Raw genomic sequence first — 22,993 nt, forward strand, 5'->3', positions numbered from 1 at the left:
CAAAGTCCTTCTTCCTTTTATAGGTAGAAGGGCTTTTTTGTGTGCAGACGTGCGCTCATCTCCTCTGAGAAGGAGGAGAAAGTTAGTGAAAACAAAATTAGATTTTTTACGTATGAAACAAAACAATGAACCAATTGTGATGCTGACTGCGTACGATTATCCGTCAGCTAAGTACGCTGAAGAAGCAGGCGTAGACATGATTTTAGTAGGCGACTCTCTAGGAATGGTCGTTTTAGGATATGACTCTACGATTCCTGTAACGGTAGATGATATGATTCATCATACAAAAGCGGTTAAAAGAGGGGCTAGTGATACATTTATCGTCACCGACATGCCGTTTATGTCCTATCACGTGTCGAAAGAAGACACGATGAAAAATGCTGCTCGCATTATGCAGGAAAGCGGAGCTCATGCTTTAAAAGTAGAAGGTGCAAACGATGTTCTCTATACAATTTCAGAATTGACGCAAGCTGGTATTCCGGCTGTTGCACATCTCGGGTTAACACCTCAGTCTGTCGGTGTTCTGGGCGGTTATAAAGTACAAGGGAAAGAAGCGAAAGAAGCCAAACAGCTAATCCAAGACGCAATCAAGTGTGAGCAGGCGGGAGCTATTGCTGTTGTATTAGAGTGTGTTCCTAAACAAGTAGCAAAACAAGTAGCTGAACGCTTAAGCATTCCAACAATCGGAATCGGAGCAGGAGCTGACACGGATGGTCAAGTACTTGTATACCACGATGTATTAACGTACGGCGTAGAGCGTGTGCCCAAATTTGTTCAGTCATTTGCGAAAATAAATGAGCCTATTTTACAAGGGCTTTCTCAGTATGTAAGTGAAGTGAAAAAAAGAGAGTTTCCGAAAGAAGCACATACTTTTTCAATGAAAGAAGAGCAGTTAACGGCACTGTACGGAGGGAAATAAGATGAAAGTCATTACAACAATTAAAGACATGCAGCAGGAGATGAAAAAAGAAAAGCAGCTTGGACGTTCAATTGGATTTGTCCCGACGATGGGCTATTTGCATGAAGGCCATGCTACTCTGCTTGGAGCAGCTCGCACAGAAAATGAAGTAGTGGCGCTAAGTATTTTTGTGAACCCGACTCAATTTGGACCAAATGAAGATTTTGATACGTATCCAAGAGATTTTGAGCGCGATGAGCGCGTGGCAAAAGAAGCTAACGTCGACTATTTATTTTATCCTTCAGTAGAGGAAATGTATAAGTCAAGCCGTTCAGTTGCTATAACCGTGAGAGATCGTGTAGACGTATTGTGTGGACAGAAGCGCCCTGGTCATTTTGACGGAGTAGCCACGGTACTAACAAAGCTTTTTCACATTGTAACCCCAGATCGTGCATACTTTGGTAAAAAAGATGCGCAGCAAGTTGCTGTAGTAGATGGTTTAATTGAAGATTTTAATTTCCCGGTGGAGCTTAGAGCAGTAGATACGGTGAGAGAAGCAGATGGATTAGCTAAAAGTTCTCGTAACGTATATTTAACAGATAAAGAAAGAGAAGAGGCACCTGTTTTATTTAAGAGTTTACAAAGCGCTCTGCAGCTTCTTGAAGGCGGAGAGAAGCAAGTAGAAATCATTAAAGGGACCATTCGAAAAGAAATTGAGCAACATACGAGCGGTAAAGTGGATTATATCGAGGTTTATACGTATCCAGAGCTAAAACCAATTAAGAAAGCCGCTGGAAAAATCATTATCGCTTTAGCTGTTCAATTCTCTAAAGCTCGTTTAATTGATAATGTAATTGTAGACGTACAGGGGGATAACTAAATGTTTCGCACGATGATGAACGCTAAAATACACAGAGCTCATGTCACTGAAGCCAACTTAAATTATGTTGGCAGCATCACCATTGATGAAGATATTATCGACGCAGTAGGAATCGCAGCAAACGAAAAAGTCCAAATTGTAAACAATAATAACGGAGCTCGCTTGGAAACGTACGTGATTCCCGGCGAACGAGGGAGCGGCGTAGTTTGTTTAAATGGAGCTGCTGCAAGACTCGTGCAGCCTGGAGATATCGTCATCATTATCTCTTATGCGCTCGTAGCAAATGAAGAAGTAGCTCACCATCATCCAACCGTAGCGATTATGAATGAGCAGAATAAAATCCAACAATTGCTTAAACAAGAACCAGCTGGTACAATTCTATAAGAACAGTCCCCCTTTATGAGGGGGATTTTTATTTGAATACATACGCTAGTAAGTGAACGGTATAAACCTCTATACACACTAAAGTAAAACTTCTATGTATGAAAGCCTCTCTGTTTTTCACGAGAAGGAGTTGCGCTTTTAAAGCATATAGAGCAGGCTTTCACTTTATACTATAAAAAGACAGACTTGCGAGGTGTTGACCGTGAATAAACGCTTTGTTGTGGTAGATCTTGAAACGACGGGACATTCTCCAAAACAAGGAGATAAAATGATTCAATTTGCTGCTGTCATAGTAGAAGACGGCAAAATTGTTGAACGTTTTTCTAGTTTTTTAAATCCTGGTATGGATATTCCGCCTTTTATTACACAACTAACTAACATTCAAAATGATATGGTGAAAGATGCGCCTTTATTTGAAGAAATTTCACCTAAAATTATAGAATTGCTAGATGATGCTTATTTTGTTGCACATAATGTGGCATTTGATTTAACTTTTTTACAAGAAGAACTCTATCAGTGCGGGATGGAGACGCTTTATAATTCAACCGTGGATACCGTCGAACTGGCCCGGATTCTGCTGCCTACAGTTGATGGGTACAAACTTAGTCAATTAGCTGAGTATTTACATATTGAACATGAAAACCCTCATCAAGCAGATAGTGATGCAGAAGTAACGGCACGTATTTTACTTTTACTAATTGAAAAATTAAAGAAGCTCCCTTTAACAACCTTGAAGCAGCTATACGCGCTAAGCTTACACTTTAAAAGTGAAATTGGAGAACTGATTCAACAAGTTATAGATGATAAAAGTTATGCCGAGGATGATTCTTATGAATTCATACACGGCATTGCGCTAAACAAATATCAGCCGCATTCAGCTAATGAAAAGCAGCACTCTCATACTTACGAAATATTTGAAACTGAAAAGCAAAAGCTGTTCCATCAGGCTCTGCCATTGTTTGAAGAACGAAAAGGGCAGTGGGAGATGATGAACTTTGTACAAGAGTGCTTTGCAGGCAACGAGCATGCTTTAATTGAAGCGGGGACCGGTATTGGTAAAACCTACGCTTATTTAGTTCCTGCCGTGTTTTATGCTTCTGTTCATCACCACCCAGTCATTATCTCAACTAACACGGTAACGCTTCAGCAGCAAATCATCGAAAAAGATGTGCCCATTTTAGAAAAGATTGTGCCGTTTCCTGTCACAGCAGCTGTTTTAAAAGGAAGAGAACATTACATTAGTATAAGAAAATTCATTCAGCTCTTAAAAGAACGAAATAATAATTACGATGCGATCCTCACAAAAGCGAAGCTGCTTATTTGGCTGACCGAAACGGAAACGGGCGACAGCGATGAAATAAACCTGCCTTCTGGGGGTAAACTTTTTTGGGAACAGCTAAATGAAAGCAATCCGTCTCCAAGTGACTTTAAGCATCCTTGGAAGCTTTATTCTTTTTATGAACGAGCGCAGAACAGAGCGCAAAATGCCCATATAGTAGTGACAAATCATCGCTTACTGTTGATGGATGTGATGAGTAATCATGAGCTGCTACCTGATTATGAACAAATTATTATTGACGAGGCTCATCACTTAGAAGACATTGCCGGAGAAGAACTGGGAGAGCGCTTAGATTATTTTGCGGTTCATGCGCTATTAAACCGAATCGGAACCATTCAAGACAAAGGGCTGTTAAAAAAAGTTCACCATACGCTTGTAAAATATAGCATCGAGCTTAACACTGAATTTCTTCAAAATCTGTTTGTGCAGCTTCATTCGGAGTGCGATGACTTATTTCGTTTGATTCATTCTTTTGTTCAAAAAAGAACAGGCAATCAGCAGGGCGAGATTGGAAGGAGCAGCTATCGGTATAAAGTGGAAAAAGAGCATGGGCATTACTGGACGGCTATTCAAGAAGCAGCGTCGCGCATTCGTTTTTTAATTCACGATCTTTTTACATGGAATGATGGGGCAAGACATTCCTTTGACGATCTATATGACAAAGCCACAAAAAATGAACAGTCATCTCTTCATGAATTTCAAACGGCTGTTAAAGGATTTGAGCATATATCTCAGCAAATAGAAAAGCTTTTGTTCAAACAGCAGAGCAATTACGTAACGTGGTTTGAAATTGAGCCAAAAGGAGCAGCAAATGCTACGTATATCTATAGTCAGCCTACTTCCATTGCCGATACGCTGGCTGATGAATTTTTCGCTAAGAAACAAAGCGTTATTTTAACATCGGCTACATTGACGGTGAATGGAACATTTGATTATTTAATTCAAGAGCTAGGGTTATATGACTTTCAGCCTGCTCAACTCATTCTTCCTTCCGAGTTTGATTACGAGAAGCAAGCTAGAGTCTATATTCCTCAGGATATGCCTGCTGTTAACGAAGTATCATTATATGAGTATAGCGCTATGATGGCAGAAAGTATTCTTGACGTAGCCAAAGTAACAAATGGCCGTATGCTGGTGCTTTTTACTTCATATGACATGTTGAAAGCTACATATGGTTATTTGAAAGAGTTAAACGATCTTGAAGAGTTTGTCCTGCTTGGTCAAGGAGTCACAACTAGAAATCGCAATAGACTGTTAAAAGACTTCAGTCAATTTGAGCATTCCATTCTTTTGGGTACAAACAGTCTGTGGGAAGGAATTGATTTGCCAGGAGATTTATTATCATGTCTCGTAATAGTCAGACTTCCTTTTTCATCTCCAAATCAACCTCTGTTGACAGCTAAATTTGAGCAGATGAAAAAAGAAGGGAAAAGTCCCTTTATGAATTATTCACTTCCTCAAGCCGTTATCCGTTTTAAACAAGGATTTGGACGGTTGATTCGTTCAAAAAGTGACCGGGGAGCTATATTTATTTTTGATAATCGTATTACGCGAACAGCATATGGATACCATTTCCTTCACTCGCTTCCAAAAGTCCAGGTTGTTCAAAAAACGTTTTCAAATATCTTACTGGACTACAAAGAATGGTGGAATGAAAAGACTTGAGCATAGCTTAAGTCTTTTTTTATGCATACTGTTTCTTCACTTGAGAGACGATAGTAATATACTATGATAAGCAAATGAGGACAGTGTATGATTAAAATATTGCTAAGTGCTGTACTGTTTTTTAGTTTTATGACCTGTTCGGTTTCAGCAGCCGTCATTAAAAACGTAGATTTTGGTTTGCAAGCTGATGAAGTAGTGATCACCTTTCTGCCTCTTTCAGATGGAGAAGCAAGTCTGATTCAAGATGGAAGCGGTGAGGCGATTTTAGTAAATACCGGGAGTGCATCTTCCTATCCGGAGCTAAACAAGTGGCTGCAGCGATATAAAGTAAAAAAAATCAACCAATTAATAATTACGAAACAGCAAAAGTACTATGATTCAAATGTTCAGCGAGCTGTGAAGGATTATCATATAGAGCGTATTATTGTGCCGGCTCAGTACCAGGCGGAATTTCAAACAGAGAAGTGGAAAGAAAATGATTTATTTCAGTTAACGGATAATATACACGTTGATGTCTTGCATGCATCGAAGCAAAAAACAGCGGCTATGGATCTATTATTTACGATTGGAGAGCACCGAGTTCTATATGCCATGAGCGGCTCAGATGAAGTAGAGGAAAAGTTTTTACGCATTCCCCTTACTCATGTAGATATATTGAAAATTCCTAATTTTGGAGAGGGAACGTTTTTTTCGAATACATTTTTGAAGCAATTAGATATACAGCTTGCCGTTGCGTTTACGAAACCAGGGCGTTCCTATTCCCCTCGACTGCTTTCAAATTTAACAGCTGAATGGATTGAATTATATGACGTAAGAGAGGGGAGCGCTTACTCTATTAAAATGTCGCTAAAATCCTATGATGTGATGAAATTTTCTGCAAAATAAACAAATTTCCTTTTGCAAAAAGAGGTAAATTCCTTATAATATTATATATGTTTACTTATTTATTCGGTTTTTACGCAAAACGTACGGGCTGGATTGATGAGTGAAAAAGATGACGATGGTTTTTGATACCTGTTATAATACGGATATCGTCATTTTTGCGTCGTGATAGACGAGCTAGGAGGTTTACAATGGAAAGCAGGATTGAAGTATTATCAACTGTCCGCGTGGAAAATTCCTCGGATTTATATAAAATTGTTGATAGTTTGAATCGCACGTTGAAAAAGCAAGATTTGATGTTCGGATTAGCGTTAGATGAAGAAGATCAAAGCAAAGCTGTATTTACAATTTATCGTACATAAGTAGGGATTTTATGAAAAAGTTAATTATTGTAGCGGTAGCTGCTGTGCTTTTAATTATCGGAGGCATTTCTTTTAGCATTTATCACTCGTCTGTGAAGGATGTTCAGTCTGCTGAGGAAAAAGCAGCATCCCAAGCAAAAAAAGAATTTAATTTGAAATCTGTCACAAGCACCCAGCCATATTTCGGCAATCATGCATTTTATGTAGTAGAAGGTACAAACCGAAGCAATCAAAAGGTAATTGCTTGGGTGCCTAAAAGCAAAAAACAAACAGCTGTTTTAAAGAAAGCAAGCAGCGGGATCACAAAAGAGAAAGCCATTTCCATTGTGAAAAATGATAAAAATCCGCAGGAAATTAAGTCGGTGCGCCTAGGCATTGAAAATAAAAAGCCGCTGTGGGAAGTAACATATGTGGATAAAGATAAGAAACATTTAACATACTATTATCTTGATTTCTCTAGCGGTGAATTTATAAAACGATACAGCTTATCTCAATCATAAATCGTTTATACCATATGAAATGTCATATGTGTCATAATATAAGATTTCAGCGCTTTATGAAAATGAAGCCAATTTTTTATCTATAATCAGCCTGCGGGCTGATTATAGCTTTAGTTCATAGGGGGAGATTTTAGTGAAGTTAGCAAAACGTGTATCAGCATTAACGCCATCATCAACATTAGCGATTACAGCAAAAGCGAAAGAATTGAAAGCGGCTGGTCATGATGTGATTGGACTTGGAGCAGGGGAACCTGATTTTAATACGCCGCAGCACATTTTAGAAGCGGCTGTTACAGCAATGAATGATGGTCAGACAAAATATACGCCAGCAGGCGGTCTTGCACCATTAAAAGAAGCGGTAATTGAAAAATTCAAACGCGATCAAGGCCTGACGTATTCACCTTCTGAAATTATTGTTTGTACAGGTGCTAAGCACGCACTGTATACGTTATTTCAAGTTCTGTTAGACGAAGGTGACGAAGTAATTATCCCAACTCCTTACTGGGTAAGTTATCCTGAGCAAGTAAAGTTAGCAGAAGGTACACCCGTATTCGTTGAAGGTTCTGAAAATAACGAATTTAAAATCACACCTGAACAATTAGCAGCGGCTATTACTGCTAAAACTAAAGCTGTTATTATCAATTCACCAAGCAACCCAACGGGTATGATTTACACAAGAGAAGAGCTTCAAGCTTTAGGAGAAGTTTGCTTGAAGCACGATATTTTTATCGTATCAGATGAAATTTATGAAAAGCTTGTGTATGGTCAAAATGAACATGTATCGATTGCACAGCTTTCACCAGCGTTAAAAGAAAAAACAATTATCATTAACGGTGTTTCTAAGTCACATTCCATGACGGGCTGGCGCATTGGATATGCAGCTGGTGATGCTACAGTTATTAAAGCGATGACAAACCTAGCGAGTCACAGCACGTCAAATCCAACATCTATTGCTCAATATGCAACAATTGCTGCTTATAACGGCACTCAGGAGCCGGTGGAAATGATGCGACAAGCTTTTGAAGAGCGTCTAAACGTAATTCATGAAAAGCTGATTAACATTCCAGGGTTCTCATGCTTAAAACCACAGGGTGCTTTCTACTTATTCCCTAATGCAATTGAAGCTGCAAAGTTAACTGGCTTTGATACAGTTGATGCATGGGTAGAAGCTATTTTAGAAGAAGAGAAGGTAGCGCTAGTGCCTGGATCAGGATTCGGTTCACCTGAAAACGTACGTCTTTCTTATGCTACATCACTAGATCTGCTAGAAAAGGCATTGGAACGAATTCAATCATTCATGACTCGTCATATGAAATAAAAAAGATTATATTTAAAAACAAAAGAGCCTTTTAGCACAAATCACACGTGTTAGAAGGCTCTTTTTGTTTGTTACTTGTTATTATGTTTGTCGAAATGTATAATAGGATGGCATACATAATTACGAAATGTAAGTTTTTTGGAGGGATATTAATCGTGAAAATTACGATTTCAGAAGCAAACAAGCATGTAGGAAAAGAAGTAACAATTGGTGCTTGGTTAGCGAATAAACGTTCAAGTGGTAAAATTGCCTTTTTACAGCTGCGCGATGGATCAGGATTCATGCAAGGGGTAGTTGTAAAAGCTGAAGTAGAAGAAGAAACTTTTAAATTAGCTAAATCTATGACGCAAGAATCATCACTATATGTAACAGGTGTGGTACGCGAAGATGAGCGCTCACCGTTTGGCTATGAGTTAACAGTTACAAGCCTTGAAGTTATTCATGAAGCTGTTGATTACCCAATTACGCCAAAAGAACATGGAACAGAGTTCTTAATGGATAACCGTCATTTATGGCTGCGTTCTAAACGTCAACATGCTGTTATGAAGGTTCGTAACGAAATCATTCGTGCAACGTATGAATTCTTTAACGAAAACGGGTTTACAAAAGTAGATCCTCCAATCCTAACAGGAAGTGCTCCTGAAGGAACAACAGAATTATTCCACACGAAATATTTTGACGAAGATGCATATCTTTCTCAAAGTGGACAGCTTTATATGGAAGCAGCGGCAATGGCGCTTGGAAAAGTATTTTCATTCGGTCCAACGTTCCGCGCTGAAAAATCTAAAACACGCCGTCATTTAATTGAGTTTTGGATGATTGAACCAGAGATGGCTTTCTACCAATTCGAAGATAACTTGAAAGTACAGGAAGAGTATGTGTCTCATGTCGTACAGTCTGTTTTAACAAACTGTAAGTTAGAGTTAAATGTACTAGGCCGTGATACATCTAAGTTAGAACAAATTAAAGCGCCATTCCCTCGTATTTCGTACGATGAGGCTCTTAAATTCTTACATGAAAAAGGATTTACAGACATTCAATGGGGAGATGACTTTGGAGCACCGCATGAAACGGCTATCGCAGAAAGCTATGACAAGCCGGTATTCATTACACACTATCCAACGTCATTAAAACCATTTTATATGCAGCCAGATCCAACAAATGAAGACGTAGTATTATGTGCAGACTTAATCGCACCAGAAGGCTACGGAGAAATCATTGGAGGCTCTGAACGTATTCATGATCAAGAGCTTTTAGCTCAGCGTGTAGAAGAGCACAAATTAGATACAGAAACATACAAGTGGTATTTAGAGCTTCGTAAGTATGGCTCAGTTCCACATTCAGGATTTGGTTTAGGCCTTGAGCGTACAGTAGCATGGATTAGCGGCGTAGAACACGTTCGTGAAACGATTCCATTCCCACGCTTATTAAACCGTTTATACCCGTAAGGAAGTGAAAAAGTATTCTGACTCCTGTAGTCAGGATACTTTTTTAGCTTTTTTTATGAATCATAAAAAGAAAAGAAAAACGAGGTTTTTACTTATATCACAAGGAAACAACGGCAAACATAGAAGAGAGTCTAACTTAAAAGGGAGTTGCAATTCTCGAAAAAATAAGTTAGTGTAATATTCTTGGAAGGAAGTCATCGTTCGTATATATTTTATATGTGCAGAGCAATGGTACGGTTTCAGCGGAAAGTTTTACATAGAAGCTTTTTAGCTTCGAATAATTATTACTTTGACTATAAACTTCATGATATACTAACTACTGAGGTGTTCGGATATGAAAAAAGAAACGTTAATTGAATGGTTTGAACAAGGCACAGTTTCAATTCCGAAGCTGCTGTTTAATCACTATAGCGATTTGGGAATGAACGAAACGGAATTCATGACGTTAATGCATATTTATGTTTCCATTGAAGGCGGTGAAGGTTTCCCGACACCTAACGAATTGGCGGCAAAAATGAGTATTTCAAGTGCTGTGTGTATGGATACGCTGCGAGCATTAATTCAGCGCGGCTTTTTATCTATTGAGCAAGATCAACAGCAAAACGCCCTTATTTGTGAACGTTATTCATTAAAACCGCTTTGGGAAAAGCTTATTCATCATATGATGCAAGAAACAAGAGAAGTAGAAAAAAGCGAAGAAGAACAAGAAGAGCTTAATTTATATACAATGTTTGAAAAAGAGTTTGGCAGAGCATTGTCTCCGTTTGAATGCGAAACGCTAGCGATGTGGATTGATCAAGATCATCATGACCCCATTATTATTAAAGCGGCACTAAGAGAGTCGGTGATGTCTGGAAAATTAAACTTCCGGTATATTGATCGTATTTTATTCGAATGGAAGAAAAATGGCATTCAGACCATTGATCAAGCCCGCAAGCATAGCCAAAAATTTCGTCAAAATCAACAGCCCAAAAAACTATCTTCTGTTAACCCTTCTCAGTCTACATCAGCCATTCCTTTTTTTAACTGGCTAGAGCAATGACAGGATAAAAAGCTGCTTCAAGATCCAAGTAATTGAATCTTGAAGCAGCTTTTTTAAAAGAATGTGGACAAAAGTAGCATTTGACAAGAACCCTATTGTAAAATAGGGGGGAACTACCTGTAAGAAGAAGGAGAACTAGTATGTTAACGTTAAAACAAATCAGACAGTGCCTAGATGCTATGGCAGAAATGTTTCCTGACGCTCACTGTGAGTTAAATCATCGGAATCCCTTTGATTTAGTCATTGCTGTGGCGCTATCTGCTCAGTGCACAGATGCTTTAGTCAACCGCGTAACAGCGGATTTATTCAAGAAATATCAAACGCCTGAAGACTATTTAGCCGTTTCGTTGGAAGAGCTGCAGCAAGATATTAGATCAATCGGCTTATATAGAAATAAAGCTAAAAACATTCAAAAGCTCTGCCGTATGCTCATTGATGAATACGGAGGAGAAGTTCCGAAAGATCGTGATGAGCTGACCAATCTTCCAGGAGTAGGGCGTAAGACGGCTAATGTTGTTGTATCCGTAGCTTTTGGAGTACCGTCAATAGCCGTAGACACGCATGTAGAACGTGTAAGTAAACGCCTTGGAATTTGCAGGTGGAAAGATTCCGTTTTGGAAGTAGAAAAAACGCTGATGAGAAAAATTCCGAAAGATGAATGGTCCGTTACGCATCATCGACTTATCTTCTTTGGACGCTATCACTGTAAAGCACAGTCTCCTCAATGTCATGTCTGCCCGCTTCTTGATCTTTGCCGAGAAGGAAAGAAACGAATGAAAGGAAAAGAGAAGAAGACAGATGTTACCGATTGAAGTGCCGTCACATTTCATATGCGAACCATTTTATTCAAAAGAAGATCGGGTTCTTGAATTAGATACAAAAAATGGAATAAATTATTTTACTTATGATATTTTATACGATGTACATAAAGAAACGAAAACACCTTGGAGGGATGTTCAAAAGAACATACGGCCATTTTTTGAAAAGTGGGAAACTCAAAGGGAAGAACTGCATACGCTTTTTTCTCAGCGAAAAGCAAAAGAAGCAGCGCCTTGTATGAAACAAGCTGCTGCTATGTATATTAGTTTACTGTTTTGGATTAATGGACAGCCCGTTCGGCGTTTAAACCGGCTGCAAGAAGACATAGCGGACCTAACCTATAAGCCTATTAACTGTGCTGAGAGACTTATGTTTTTGCTGCAGCGAGTTTCTTCTTATCAAGCGTATATTCAGCTGACAGAATTATTTAATGAGCTGCGTAAGCAGTATGCAAAAATGCTTATTCTTCACAAGAAATAAAGCCCCTACACGTGTAGGGGCTTTTTACTGCTACGTTAATTTTCAGTTGTTGGCTCTTGCTGCGGTGTAGCAGGTGTTGACGGCGTCGATGGTGTAGCAGGAGTTTGTGGTGTTTGACTTCCTGAGTCACTTCCACCGTTGTCTGCTGGAGGAGGAGTTGTGCCTCCGTTATTATTGTTGTTATTACCATCGTTAGTATTGCCGCTATCGTTATTGTTATTATCGGTATTGCCGTTATTACCGCTATTGCTACCGTCACTATTGCTGCCATTATTGCTGTTTTGGTTATCATCCGGCTTAGTAGATGAATCGTCACCTTGATCAGAGCCGTTGTTTTGATCAGTGTTGCTATTGTCTTCATTTTGATTATCGTCCGTTGTTCCGTCATCTTCAGGCTTAGTAGAATTATCTTCGGTAGCTTGATCTGATGAATCAGGGACTTTTACAGAAGAACTAGCGCTTTCGCCCGTATTTGTTGTTACGGTGAAACTATACGTTGCGCCTGCTGCTGGATTGGAAATTGTTTTTCCACCGGCTCCTGCGCCAGATGCGAGTTGTTCAGAACCGTTAGGAGATGACATTGTGACTGTAAAGGTCGTATCACTGGCTGCGTTTGACGCTGACCAGTTAACTGAAATTGCTCCTCCGCTATACGAAGCAGTAATTTTGGGCTTCACATCTTTATTGTCTTTTTTCTCTTTTTTGTCCTCTTTTTTATCTTCTTTCTTTTCTTCTTTTTCTTTCTTCACAAACGTTTGAGATACTTTTGTCGGTGCAGTACCGCGCACAAAGTATTCTTTCGTAATTAGGCTCGAAGGAGTAGAGCCGCTTGGGCGTTTTAAGTCTTTGCCCGTTGGTTTTTCCACGGAACGTTCAACTACGCTGTCCGGCTGCTTGAAACTTCCTTTAGGTTTGCCTTCAGAAATATGAGTAATAACATGCTTAAAGATATTTTTTGCCATGCCTGTTTCGTTAGGACTTAAAATATAGCCGTCTTTAGCAGTTTCATAGCCTGTCCATACGGAAATCGTATAGTTTGGCGTAAATCCATTAAACCAAACGTCTTTTTCACCAGCGTCTGGAATATTGTATCGTTGCTTTTCTGCAGCACTAAAGTTCGAAGTTCCCGTTTTACCCGCAATTTCTAATCCTGGTGTACGAACAGCACGAGCTGTACCATATGATTCGTTTACAACAGATTTCATCATGTCCGTCATCATAAATGCCGTGTAATCTTGCATTGCGCGTTTTGGTTTTGGCGTTAAATCAATTTCTGTTCCATCAGGGAATTTTACCTTTGTCACCGTATGCGGTGCATTGTACATACCTTCATTTGCAAAAGCACTATAGGCTCCAGCCATTTGTAGAGGTGTAACACCTGTACGGAAGCCTCCGATAGAATAAGATTCAGAATAAGCTTCGCCGTCTTCTTCATCTAATTTTAGCCCAAGGCCTGTAGCGAACTCTTTTGCTTTGTCCGCACCGGTTGCTTGGAACGCTTTTAAAGCAGGGATGTTCAGTGAACGTCCTAAAGCTTCACGCGCTGAAACCCAACCTTTATAGTTGCGTCCAAAATTTCGGATTGGCGTGCCGTTTGAATAATGATATTCTTCATCTTTTAGCGGTTGTCCAGTAGACCACTTTAAGTTCTCAATCGCTGGACCGTAATCTAAGATCGGCTTAATTGTTGAGCCGGGCTGACGTCTCATATTTGTTGCAAAGTTTAAGCCGCCTGATACACGATTACGTCCGCCTCCAATTGCTTGAATACCGCCTGTTTCATTATCTACAACGACAAGACCTGCTTGGAATTTATCGTTCGGGAAGTTGACTACTTTGTTATTCATCACATCATCCACATAGTCCTGAGCATTCGTGTCAAGCGTTGTATAAATTTCTAAGCCCGCAGAAAATGGATCCGCGTCTGTTTTCTTTTTTACTTCCTCGATTACTTGATCAATAAATACATCGTACTTAGATGTTGATTCAGTTTGTTTAGCTAAGTGAGCCTGTACATCTACTTGTTTTGCTTTGTCGGCCTCGGCTTGTGTAATGAAGCCGTTTTTAGCCATTAAGTTTAATACTGTGTTACGGCGTTTAGTAGCATTCTCTGGGTTTGTAACTGGGTTATAAGTAGTTGGCGCTTTTGGTAAGCCTGCCAACATAGCAGCTTCATCAAGAGTTAAATCTTTTACGCTTTTAACTCCGTAAAATTTCTCAGCTGCTCGTTCAATACCGTATACTTCACCTGATGCGAAATATATTTTGTTTAAATACATTTCAAGAATTTGTTGTTTCGAATATTTGCGCTCAAGCTGGTAAGCTAACCACATTTCTTGTACTTTACGTTTAACCGTCTTCTTTGGTGATAAGAACGAATTCTTTACCACTTGCTGAGTAATCGTACTACCGCCCTCAGCACCGAAGCCGTCTTTAAAGTTCGCCATTAATGCTCCACCAATACGGTAAAAGTCGACGCCGTGATGTTTATAAAAACGAACGTCTTCCGTAGCGATAAATGCGTTTTTGACGACTTGAGGGATTTCATCGTATTGCACATATGTACGTTTTTGAGCTCCAATTTCTTTTACAACTGTCTTTCCATCGTTTGCATATACTTTAGATGAAAAAGAGTTTTTTAATACCGAGTCATCAACTTTTGGAGCATCGCTTATCATAGCAAAAAAAGTTCCCACTCCGGCAATGAGCCCGATGATTCCTATCAGTAAAACTGCGGCAACAATTTTACGAAATAGGCCTCCTTTTTTCTTCTTTTTCGGTTTTCCTTGAGATTTACCTTCTGGTTTGTTGTCATTCATAGCTCTTCGTCGTTCTTCACGAGAGCGATAATTATCTGACATAAAAACTCCTACCTTTCAACGCATTGTAAGAGAATGATTTCCGTAAACATATATATCATACTCTTAAAAGTATAATTTATCTATAGTTTTTATGTAATCGATTCTCGGATGGTAACCAAGTTCGATGAAATGTCCTTTTTTTTCAATATCTGCCTTAGGGATTGATTTTCGTCCATCTTTTTTCATGGAATCCCAGTAAGGAAAAAGGAACTGTGCTTCGAACAAGTATATTTCTTGTAAAGTAGAGAACATTAATATAACGAAACAAACCCCGTTTTGTTTCACAATTTGCTTCATATGTTCAATTTGATGTTCATGAAAATTACGCAGAGGAAATGAGGTTTTATTTCTCGTTTCTTTTGCTTCAAAGTCAAGGTGTTTTCCTTTATAGACGCCATTATAATCTGTAGTAGAAGCCTGTTTAAAATAAGCTTCTTTGATAACAGCGGCACTTCTCTTCGGATAGTCTACTTTTACAATTTGAACAGGGGTTGGTTTTTTGTGAACAATGGCAATTCCTTTTGAAACATAGTATTCGTTTGTTTCGTTTAAATCGTCCTCCAGCGTCATACCACGATTGCTATAGCTAGGTTCTAGCTTTTTAGGGGAAGGACTGCTGGTATTCAATGGCTTATAGGCCTTTCCGTTAGGATAGCGAATCATAACCATCACTCCTTTAGTGTAAATCTATTAAACAAACAAATTCTATTATACCAAATCCTACAAATAAAAATAGATGAAAGAAGATGAAGAGATGTCACTCAATAGTTCGGAACAAGCGCTGTTGACGGCGATTAAAAAAACAACAGACAAGCTGAATATTGATAATATATCAAGAACCCAAGCTTATGCAACTTTTTATCATAGATATCCTGAAGTAAAGTGGGCATTTCTCGCAAGTATGGTATCCCGAAACGCAGGGTGGAATATGTGTGATTTGCAAGGGGAAATCATGAAAAAAGCGTTATCAAAGCAAACGCGCAATTTATTATTTTTGACGTATGAAAGAGCAAATTGGCTTATTTTCAAAGATGCCTTCCCGCAATTACTATTGTATGCTGTTTCGCGTAAAAAACATGTCTCTTACCTTCATTTACTTCCCTATTTAAATGTTTCATCTTTTATCGAAGGAAAGTGGAGGCAATTTATGCAGAAACCTTGTGAACTGGAGCTTATTTATGCGTTAATCGTGAATGAGCAGCACGTTATTCAAAAGCCTGTCATTGAACAGCCTTTTTATCAAGATAAAGTATTTAAAAGTATGCTGTTTTTTTTTCAAGATATATTCCACTTTAGCTCCGTCCTTTTTCCTACTACAAAAGGGGAGCTATACGGTTGTTCTGTTCATGATTTTACAAAAGTAAATAACCGGATTGGTTTGGGGAAGAAATTAGCGGCTTTATTATTTCATGAAAAGTATTATCCCTTGTTTTATGAATTTTCTTTGAAAACAAAGCATACGGGGTCGAGATACGATTATGAGCAGTATTTTGTGGATGAAACCAGTTGTACACCTGCACTTCGAAAGGTGTATCCGGTTATTAGACATCATGAAAAAAAGAGAGAAAAGTGGTTTTTAACAAAAAAAGAGGAACAAAAGCTCATGAAAAAGCCGCATTTTCCAAAGAAAGTTCATTTTACAAAGTGGTATCTTCAAAAGCAAAAGCAGCTGCATATATTAATGAAAGTAGCGCAAGTAGTTAATGTAAATAAAAACGGTCACAAGTGACCGTTTTGTTCTTAAGTAGAAGGCTGGTTAGGACCGTTTAACTTTTTAGGATCACCGTAGGTTTTTGTTTCAGGCTTATTTTTAGGCTGTGATTTTTGCTGTTTGTTGGCCATATCTAGGCACCTCCTATCATGTTGTAATGAACGTTCAGCAGCAGAATGTATCTCCTTAGCTGAAATGTCTATACTAGTGTTTTCAATATGTTCTCTTTCGATTCACCATAAATGAAAATGTCGAAAACATCTTTCTTTGACGAATAGAAACTAGTTTTGTCATGTGTGAAGGGACATTGAATAAAAAAGAGAATACGTTATGCAAAGGAAAATTTGGAGGGATGGCGATGAAACAAAGTATGGTTAAAACAAGCGAAATGATGACTTTATTAGATAGCTTACTAGAGCAAGTAGATCTAGTGGATAAAACGATGTCTACATCTATAAATGAAGCATTTACACATTGTGAAGAAACATATATGGAACAAGTTCATCGCATTGACCAATCGCTGCAAGAAATTGAAGTAGCTGTGTATGAAAGCATGCCTTCCGAAACAGAATGGAGTAGAAGACGAAGAGAAATGGTTCTTCATACAGTATAAAGATTGTTTATGTTACAATAGTCATCGTAGAGGTGACGAATAACGATGAATGAAGATGTGAAAAAAAGTACGGAGATCATGTTTCAATATAATGAAGTAGCTGTAGAACGATTAGCGTCTATTCAACAGGAAGAAAATTATGAAGTGAAATTTTTTGAAGAAGTAAAGCCTTATGGAGACATTTTCTTCAAAGAACTTGATGAATGGGCTAGTCTCGTAACGGAATGGCTGAAGAAAGAGCGACCAAAATATATTCATGTTAATCAAGTAGAGACGTTAAAAGAAAATTTACAAAACGTTGTACTACAGTCATTTTATCCCGAGACGCGAGAAAAGCGATTTAAAAAGATGTATCACTCAAATAAGTATGTGCTCGAGTCGATATTGAATAATTAATCCCGGCCTTCCGTTGAGACTTATAAGGTGGGGATTTTCTATGTATGCCTAAAGAGAAAACTCTTTAGGCATTTTATCATGATCAATAAAAAGTTAATCAAAATCTTTTTGTGATTGGATAGAAACAGCTGGGTGATCTTGTGAAGCAACTGTATCGATATGATAATCAACTTTTTCGGTATGTTTAGAAGCAACGGCGTTATTTGTTTTATTTACTGCACTTTGTCCTTGTTTTTTATGATCAAAATGTTTTCCACGACTCATGAAATAAACCTCCTTTATTGAATACTACGTTAAAGCCTTTATAGTATAAACAAGTCAAAAAAGAAGTATGTGTCCACTTTATAGGAAACAAAGAAACCACCGATTTCTCAGTGGTAGTAAAAAAATTAATCATCTTGTGCACTAAAATCAGGCTTAGTAGCTCCAATTTGTTCGAGTTCACGTACAGCGGCTTTGTAATTCATAGGAGTTAAAAAACCTTTTAAATACTGCTGCTGAGCAAAATCGAGTAATTCATTACTTGACTGCGGCTCATATTGTTTCACCGCAATAAAAGCTTCTTGAAGTTCGTTCACATACATGTAAATTCCCTCCTAATCCCCATTTGTGCCACTACGTATAGGTAGTATCACTTGTTCTTATCGTACCATATATTTAAATAATCTCGTTTTTTTGAAAAATTTAAACTTTCGACAGAAACCTACATATTTTTGAATGCGTTCCCCAAAAGTACAAGTAGACGAACGTCACCTCTTATTTCTGCATACATACTATATATTATGTAATATTAAAAAGGAGGTATTGATTTTGCATGTATACAAGTAAGCACTATCCGTATTATGAGCAACATCAACCAGAACGTTTTGATTTAAGTCAGGTACATCCATTTCCACAGTATCACCAGCAGCCATGGACGGAAGCTTATATGCCGCAACATCCGTACGCTCAGCAACAAATGCCTTTTGGCCCTCAGCAAATTCCCTATATGAACGGAATGTACCAGCAGCCCATGTACAACAATGCAGGTGCGCCTTTTAATCCATATCCTAAAGGTCAGCAGCAAAAGCCTCAGCCATCTCAATTTCAGTCACTAATGTCTCAGTTTAAATCGAGTGATGGCAATTACGATATGAACAAAATGATGAATACTGCGGGACAGATGATGGGAGCCATGAACCAATTAACATCCTTAGTAAAAGGGTTTTCCGGGATTTTCAAAGTATAAGGACTAGAAGTTATTTTCTAGTCCCAGCTTATTATTTTTTCTGTTGATTTTTCAAATAGTTTTCTCCAAGAAGTGCAAATACTTCATTGTAGGTTAGTCCAGACTGCGCATTTAAACGTTTGATCTCTTCGACATCTGTTGTTGATGAAGTTGAAATTTGATGTTTGTTTTTTTTCATAAAACCTCTCCTTTTCTATGTAAAATGAATAACGCTCCATCTTAGTATATTTCCAAATGTTCCTCTTCTATAAGTGGAAAAAAACGCCGAAGACACTCATGGCTCTTCGGCGTTTTTTTTTCAATAAAGATGAGTGTTTAGGGAAATTAAGAACGGCGAGAACGACGAGAGCGGCGAGTAGAACGACGAGAGCGGCGAGTAGAACGACGAGAGCGGCGAGTAGAACGACGAGAGCGGCGAGTAGAACGGCGAGAACGGCGAGAACGGCGAGTAGAACGACGAGAGCGACGAGTAGAACGACGAGTAGAACGGCGAGTGCCGCGAGAAGAGCGACGAGTACCGCGAGTAGAACGGCGGCTACTGCGGCCAGTGCTACGAGAAGAGCGACGCTTTCTTGTTAGTGGACCAGCAGTTGGCTCTTGAAACATAAAAGATTTCAGTTCTGTACATTCTAGGGCTTCAGCAGCCTCTTTAATTTTTTCAGGTGTAATATGCAATACAAAAACCTCCTTGTCAATTGGACTAGGTCTTGCATTAATAGAATACGCGCTGATGCTTGTCCTTGATATGAGTCAAAAGTGGAGTTTGCGGAAATAGTTGATGCTGCGGGGTATCATGGAGAATTTACCCTTCATATACTTTAATAATTGAAGAAAGGTGGTCGAATCATGAAGCAAAAAGAAGTCCCTCAATACGCTCTGTTTGTGAATGTAAAAGATTTAAAGGAAATGCAAAGAGATATTTGGTCAGAAGAAGCGGTTCAGGCAACGATGAAGTTTAACAAAAAACGCTACGATATTGATTTGCTCCTAAGAGGCTCCCATATTCGGAAGATGAAGAAAAAGTCATATTATATTGAATTTTATTCTCCGAAAATATTTCAGCGCGCCAAAGAAATACACCTAAACGCTGAATACAAAGATCCATCGCTTATGCGTAACAAATTGTCCCTCGATTTTTTCTCTTCTTTAGATGTTTTATCTCCCCACTCTCAGTTTGTCACTCTTAAGATTAATGGGAAAAATGAAGGAATATATCTTCAGCTCGAATCGGTAGATGAACTATTTTTGAAAAAAAGAAATTTAGCGGATGGATCTATATTTTATGCAGTAGACGGAGATGCTAATTTTTCTTTGATGAGCGATTTGGATAAAAAGCCAAAAACAACTTTGTTATCTGGATATGAAGATAAAGCAGTGAGAGAAGGAGACGAGGAAAAATTAGAAAAGTTTATATTTAATCTTAATACATGGACAAATACGGAATTCGAACAGAATATTGAGAAGTACCTGAACGTCGACCGCTACTTATCTTGGTTAGTCGGTATTATTTGTATGCAGAATTACGACGGTTTTGTCCATAACTATGCGCTCTATCTAAATCATGAAAGCGGGCGCTTTGAACTGATTCCATGGGATTATGATGCAACTTGGGGAAGAGATGTAAATGGAAAAGTAATGGAAGGAGACTATGTCCGTGCACAAGGATTTAATACGCTTACAGCTCGCTTACTGGCGGTGAACAGCATTAAAAAGCGATATATTCAAAAAATGAACAATGTTCTAAATAATCAATTTACAATAGAATACATGAAACCAATCATTTATCAACTGCATGAGTATATTGCTCCATATGTATTAAAAGATCCTTACGTAAAAGATAACTTGGAGCAATTCCATAAGGAACCAGACCTTATGCTTTCTTTCGTAAAAGACCGAACAGCGTACATTAAAAGTCATCTTTTTGATTTTTGAATTTTACTAGACTGATAGGCAAAAGTGGAATTTAAGAATAATAGGCAAATGCAGGAAGACAATAGCTGTACATGATACGTATATATACATTATGAATGACCAATAAGGACAATTAATAAGGAGGAAAAATAATGAGTAACTATTACTACGACCAAAATCAAGACCAAACTCAAAATGCCAATCGTAGTCGCGCTCGTAAAGTTCAACAATCTGAAAGCACGGGCTACTCTGCCCACTTTAAACCATTAAAAGGGAGAGTAGTAACTGTCTATCGCGGGGGGCCTGAATCTAAAACGGGATATTTAATCGACGTTCAATCAGATTATTTAACACTTGCTCTTGAAACAAAACAAAATAACAATCAGCAAAATAATCAACCGGCGCAGCTTATTCCACAACAGCAATATACATTTATTTATTACCAGCTCGCTCATGTTAAAAGCATTACAGAGGATACAAAGTCTAATTCCGCGCAAACATTTTCTGGATTTAATAGTGAAGTAGAACTGCACAGAGCCAACACATTTGCAGGCACTTTATTATTGATGAAAGATAAACAAGTGCAAATAAATCAAGGAGGGCCAGAGAAAAAATTGGGTAAGATCCTTGATGTATTAGGCTCATTTGAATCTGCGTATGTCGTATTACTAACAGAAGATGACGGCGTCGTTTATATCAATGTAGAGCACATAAAGAGTGTAAGTGAAGTTGTAAGCAAAAATACGCCTGTTGTTCCGCAAAACCCATTATTAGTTGAAGAGACACCTGAGTATATTAAAGCGAAAAGTTTCAATGAACTGTTTGAAGAGTTTTCGCATAGATGGGTAGCTATTAACGGCGGAGGGCCAGAGGCTGTAGAAGGTGTGTTAGTTCAAAGTCGCAATGGAAACTTTACTCTTGTACAAAATAATCAAGTTCTACGTTTACAACCAAGACACGTAAAAACCATTGCCTTAGGATCAAAAGGATCTTTCAAGCAAAATGAAGAAAATTCTGAGCAAAATGGAGATACAAATGAAGAAGATTCTGTGCAAGAATCAACTACTGTAGATAGAACCGGAGGTCGCACGGATGGCCGTACTGGAGACCGTACCGGAAGACGTACAGGAGGTCGCACAGACGATCGCTCGGGAGGTCGCCGTACGGGTTCACGCTCTTCAACACCAGGTGAAAAAGTTATTAAAACGAAAAATTATCGTTGGAAAGCATGATGAACTGGAACATAAAAGGTGCTTATAAAGCACCTTTTCTATCATATAGGAAAAAGGAGGAGAATGAGTATGAGTATGAATCATTATATTGATAAAATTGTTGAAGTCGATATATCAGGTAAAACAACGTTTGTAGGAAAACTTGTTGATCTCGGGTTAGATGTAATGGTTTTATATAATGGACATGATTATTTGTATATTCCTCTTTTACACATACATCGCTTACGAGAGGTTTCAGAAGAAGATTATACACCTTTACGAACCATAGAAGAGAACTTAATAGAAGAAAGTCAGCGGATTTCTTATCGTAATATTTTACAGCAGGCAAAAGGGAAATTTATTGAAATTTATGTAACAGGAGGAAAATCATTGCATGGCTATATTACAAGCGTGCTGAATGATTATCTTGTGTTTTATTCTCCAGTGTATAAAAATGTCTTTGTTTCTCTACATCATTTGAAATGGCTTACCCCTTATAGTAATGAGTTAACCCCTTATTCTTTAAGTGACAAAGAGCTCCCAGTAAGGCCTGCCTCTGCACCTTTTGTCAGAAACTTTGAAGAGCAGCTTAAAAAATATGAAAATCAACTGGTCGTATTAGATTTAGGGGATCAATCAGAAAAAATTGGCGTACTTAAAGAAGTTTCTAATAATATTGTTGAACTAATTACGGCAAATGGAGAAAGTATGTATTGGAAGTTAGCTCACGTAAAATCTGTGCACTTGCCTTAGAAAAAGAGACCTCGGTGTCGTCTCTTTTTTTATGTACTTATCAGGACAAGTATATTGAATAAACAAATGAGATGATTTAAATTTTTTAGAAAATTATGTTGACAATAAAGAAAATCTTTATTAAAGTTAGTAACAACAAACGTTAACCACCAACAATTATATAGAACTCTTATCAAGAGTGGCGGAGGGACTGGCCCTGCGATGCCCGGCAACCATCAAATGAAACATTCATTTGAACGGTGCTAATTCCTGTGGAACATCAGTATTGTTCTAACAGATGAGAGAAATCGTG

26 protein-coding genes and 1 riboswitch are annotated in these 22,993 nt (G+C 38.3%); of the genes, 19 read left to right on the top strand and 7 right to left on the bottom strand.

Translation table 11 applies throughout. The features are described from left to right. Positions 1 to 85: 85 nt before the first annotated feature. The 12 genes from panB (at position 86) to NST66_RS05630 (ending at position 12,017) form a co-directional block, all read left to right on the top strand. Complete coding sequence (gene panB, locus NST66_RS05575) at positions 86 to 919, top strand: 3-methyl-2-oxobutanoate hydroxymethyltransferase (protein WP_033578419.1); 834 nt, start codon at positions 86 to 88, stop codon at positions 917 to 919. Between the two features lies 1 nt (position 920). Continuing rightward, positions 921 to 1,778: a pantoate--beta-alanine ligase gene (gene panC, locus NST66_RS05580; protein WP_033578420.1), complete on the top strand. Its 858-nt coding sequence runs from the start codon at positions 921 to 923 to the stop codon at positions 1,776 to 1,778. Further along, positions 1,779 to 2,162: an aspartate 1-decarboxylase gene (panD, locus tag NST66_RS05585; protein ID WP_028407965.1), complete on the top strand. Its 384-nt coding sequence runs from the start codon at positions 1,779 to 1,781 to the stop codon at positions 2,160 to 2,162. It begins immediately after the preceding gene. A gap of 202 nt (positions 2,163 to 2,364) precedes the next feature. Continuing rightward, positions 2,365 to 5,166: an ATP-dependent DNA helicase DinG gene (gene dinG / locus NST66_RS05590; RefSeq protein ID WP_033578421.1), complete on the top strand. Its 2,802-nt coding sequence runs from the start codon at positions 2,365 to 2,367 to the stop codon at positions 5,164 to 5,166. A gap of 87 nt (positions 5,167 to 5,253) precedes the next feature. Further along, the gene (locus NST66_RS05595) at positions 5,254 to 6,051 is read left to right on the top strand and encodes a hydrolase (RefSeq protein ID WP_047751376.1); all 798 of its coding nucleotides are present in this window, start codon (positions 5,254 to 5,256) and stop codon (positions 6,049 to 6,051) included. A 188-nt stretch (positions 6,052 to 6,239) separates the two neighbouring features. Beyond that, entirely contained in the window at positions 6,240 to 6,410 is a 171-nt protein-coding gene (locus NST66_RS05600) for a YpmA family protein (RefSeq protein WP_013056102.1), read from the top strand. 11 nt (positions 6,411 to 6,421) lie between these two features. Beyond that, positions 6,422 to 6,910 (top strand): cell wall elongation regulator TseB-like domain-containing protein, encoded by a 489-nt coding sequence (locus NST66_RS05605; protein WP_034266853.1) that lies wholly within the window; start codon positions 6,422 to 6,424, stop codon positions 6,908 to 6,910. Positions 6,911 to 7,043: 133 nt separating this feature from the next. Next, complete coding sequence (locus NST66_RS05610) at positions 7,044 to 8,228, top strand: pyridoxal phosphate-dependent aminotransferase (protein WP_033578422.1); 1,185 nt, start codon at positions 7,044 to 7,046, stop codon at positions 8,226 to 8,228. A gap of 155 nt (positions 8,229 to 8,383) precedes the next feature. Then, positions 8,384 to 9,676 (top strand): asparagine--tRNA ligase, encoded by a 1,293-nt coding sequence (asnS, locus tag NST66_RS05615; protein ID WP_033578423.1) that lies wholly within the window; start codon positions 8,384 to 8,386, stop codon positions 9,674 to 9,676. A gap of 334 nt (positions 9,677 to 10,010) precedes the next feature. Further along, positions 10,011 to 10,718, top strand: coding sequence for a DnaD domain-containing protein (locus NST66_RS05620; protein WP_016763459.1), 708 nt, complete (start codon positions 10,011 to 10,013; stop codon positions 10,716 to 10,718). 140 nt (positions 10,719 to 10,858) lie between these two features. Next, on the top strand, positions 10,859 to 11,530 hold the full coding sequence (nth, locus tag NST66_RS05625) for an endonuclease III (RefSeq protein WP_028414079.1): 672 nt from the start codon (positions 10,859 to 10,861) through the stop codon (positions 11,528 to 11,530). Beyond that, positions 11,517 to 12,017, top strand: coding sequence for a YpoC family protein (locus NST66_RS05630; RefSeq protein WP_340843191.1), 501 nt, complete (start codon positions 11,517 to 11,519; stop codon positions 12,015 to 12,017). The genes nth and NST66_RS05630 overlap by 14 nt, the downstream gene beginning before the upstream one ends. 35 nt (positions 12,018 to 12,052) lie before the next feature. On the opposite strand, the gene NST66_RS05635 is transcribed toward NST66_RS05630, so the two are convergent. Both NST66_RS05635 and recU read right to left on the bottom strand, forming a co-directional pair. After that, a complete protein-coding gene (locus tag NST66_RS05635) occupies positions 12,053 to 14,878 on the bottom strand; it encodes a transglycosylase domain-containing protein (RefSeq protein WP_028414077.1) in 2,826 nt (941 codons plus the stop codon). A gap of 63 nt (positions 14,879 to 14,941) precedes the next feature. Beyond that, the gene (recU, locus tag NST66_RS05640) at positions 14,942 to 15,541 is read right to left on the bottom strand and encodes a Holliday junction resolvase RecU (protein ID WP_028414076.1); all 600 of its coding nucleotides are present in this window, start codon (positions 15,539 to 15,541) and stop codon (positions 14,942 to 14,944) included. Between the two features lie 73 nt (positions 15,542 to 15,614). On the opposite strand from recU, the gene NST66_RS05645 reads away from it, so the two are divergent. Continuing rightward, positions 15,615 to 16,607 carry a DUF2515 family protein gene (locus NST66_RS05645; RefSeq protein WP_340843193.1) on the top strand — a complete coding sequence of 331 codons (993 nt, stop codon included), beginning with the start codon at positions 15,615 to 15,617 and terminating at the stop codon, positions 16,605 to 16,607. 11 nt (positions 16,608 to 16,618) lie between these two features. On the opposite strand, the gene NST66_RS29270 is transcribed toward NST66_RS05645, so the two are convergent. After that, positions 16,619 to 16,720, bottom strand: a complete 102-nt coding sequence (locus NST66_RS29270; protein ID WP_016763465.1) for a hypothetical protein — start codon at positions 16,718 to 16,720, stop codon at positions 16,619 to 16,621. 227 nt (positions 16,721 to 16,947) lie between these two features. On the opposite strand from NST66_RS29270, the gene NST66_RS05650 reads away from it, so the two are divergent. Next, positions 16,948 to 17,202 (top strand): hypothetical protein, encoded by a 255-nt coding sequence (locus NST66_RS05650; protein WP_033578427.1) that lies wholly within the window; start codon positions 16,948 to 16,950, stop codon positions 17,200 to 17,202. Positions 17,203 to 17,247: 45 nt separating this feature from the next. Then, positions 17,248 to 17,598 carry a YppE family protein gene (locus tag NST66_RS05655; protein WP_013056113.1) on the top strand — a complete coding sequence of 117 codons (351 nt, stop codon included), beginning with the start codon at positions 17,248 to 17,250 and terminating at the stop codon, positions 17,596 to 17,598. Between the two features lie 93 nt (positions 17,599 to 17,691). Here the strand turns inward: NST66_RS05655 and NST66_RS05660 are convergent, their stop codons facing one another. Both NST66_RS05660 and NST66_RS05665 read right to left on the bottom strand, forming a co-directional pair. Continuing rightward, positions 17,692 to 17,862 (bottom strand): hypothetical protein, encoded by a 171-nt coding sequence (locus NST66_RS05660; RefSeq protein ID WP_165573332.1) that lies wholly within the window; start codon positions 17,860 to 17,862, stop codon positions 17,692 to 17,694. Positions 17,863 to 17,987: 125 nt separating this feature from the next. After that, positions 17,988 to 18,182, bottom strand: a complete 195-nt coding sequence (locus NST66_RS05665; protein ID WP_013056115.1) for a YppF family protein — start codon at positions 18,180 to 18,182, stop codon at positions 17,988 to 17,990. Positions 18,183 to 18,412: 230 nt separating this feature from the next. Here NST66_RS05665 and NST66_RS05670 point away from each other — a divergent pair, with 230 nt between their 5' ends. Further along, positions 18,413 to 18,826 carry a YppG family protein gene (locus NST66_RS05670; RefSeq protein ID WP_028414073.1) on the top strand — a complete coding sequence of 138 codons (414 nt, stop codon included), beginning with the start codon at positions 18,413 to 18,415 and terminating at the stop codon, positions 18,824 to 18,826. Between the two features lie 31 nt (positions 18,827 to 18,857). Here NST66_RS05670 and NST66_RS05675 read toward each other — a convergent pair whose 3' ends face one another. Next, positions 18,858 to 19,004 carry a hypothetical protein gene (locus NST66_RS05675; RefSeq protein WP_165573333.1) on the bottom strand — a complete coding sequence of 49 codons (147 nt, stop codon included), beginning with the start codon at positions 19,002 to 19,004 and terminating at the stop codon, positions 18,858 to 18,860. A 146-nt stretch (positions 19,005 to 19,150) separates the two neighbouring features. Continuing rightward, positions 19,151 to 19,501, bottom strand: coding sequence for a CotG/ExsB N-terminal domain-containing protein (locus NST66_RS05680; protein WP_340843194.1), 351 nt, complete (start codon positions 19,499 to 19,501; stop codon positions 19,151 to 19,153). 171 nt (positions 19,502 to 19,672) lie between these two features. Here NST66_RS05680 and NST66_RS05685 point away from each other — a divergent pair, with 171 nt between their 5' ends. From NST66_RS05685 to NST66_RS05695, 3 genes are all read left to right on the top strand, one after another. Further along, positions 19,673 to 20,758, top strand: coding sequence for a CotH kinase family protein (locus NST66_RS05685; protein ID WP_049163639.1), 1,086 nt, complete (start codon positions 19,673 to 19,675; stop codon positions 20,756 to 20,758). Positions 20,759 to 20,889: 131 nt separating this feature from the next. Further along, positions 20,890 to 21,969, top strand: a complete 1,080-nt coding sequence (locus NST66_RS05690) for a hypothetical protein (protein ID WP_033578430.1) — start codon at positions 20,890 to 20,892, stop codon at positions 21,967 to 21,969. 69 nt (positions 21,970 to 22,038) lie between these two features. After that, positions 22,039 to 22,701, top strand: a complete 663-nt coding sequence (locus NST66_RS05695; protein WP_033578431.1) for a hypothetical protein — start codon at positions 22,039 to 22,041, stop codon at positions 22,699 to 22,701. 166 nt (positions 22,702 to 22,867) lie between these two features. After that, positions 22,868 to 22,985, top strand: a riboswitch (SAM riboswitch). The last annotated feature ends 8 nt before the right edge of the window (positions 22,986 to 22,993 follow it).

This window comes from Priestia sp. FSL W8-0524 (assembly GCF_038005965.1).
In the GTDB taxonomy this organism is placed as follows: domain Bacteria; phylum Bacillota; class Bacilli; order Bacillales; family Bacillaceae_H; genus Priestia; species Priestia zanthoxyli.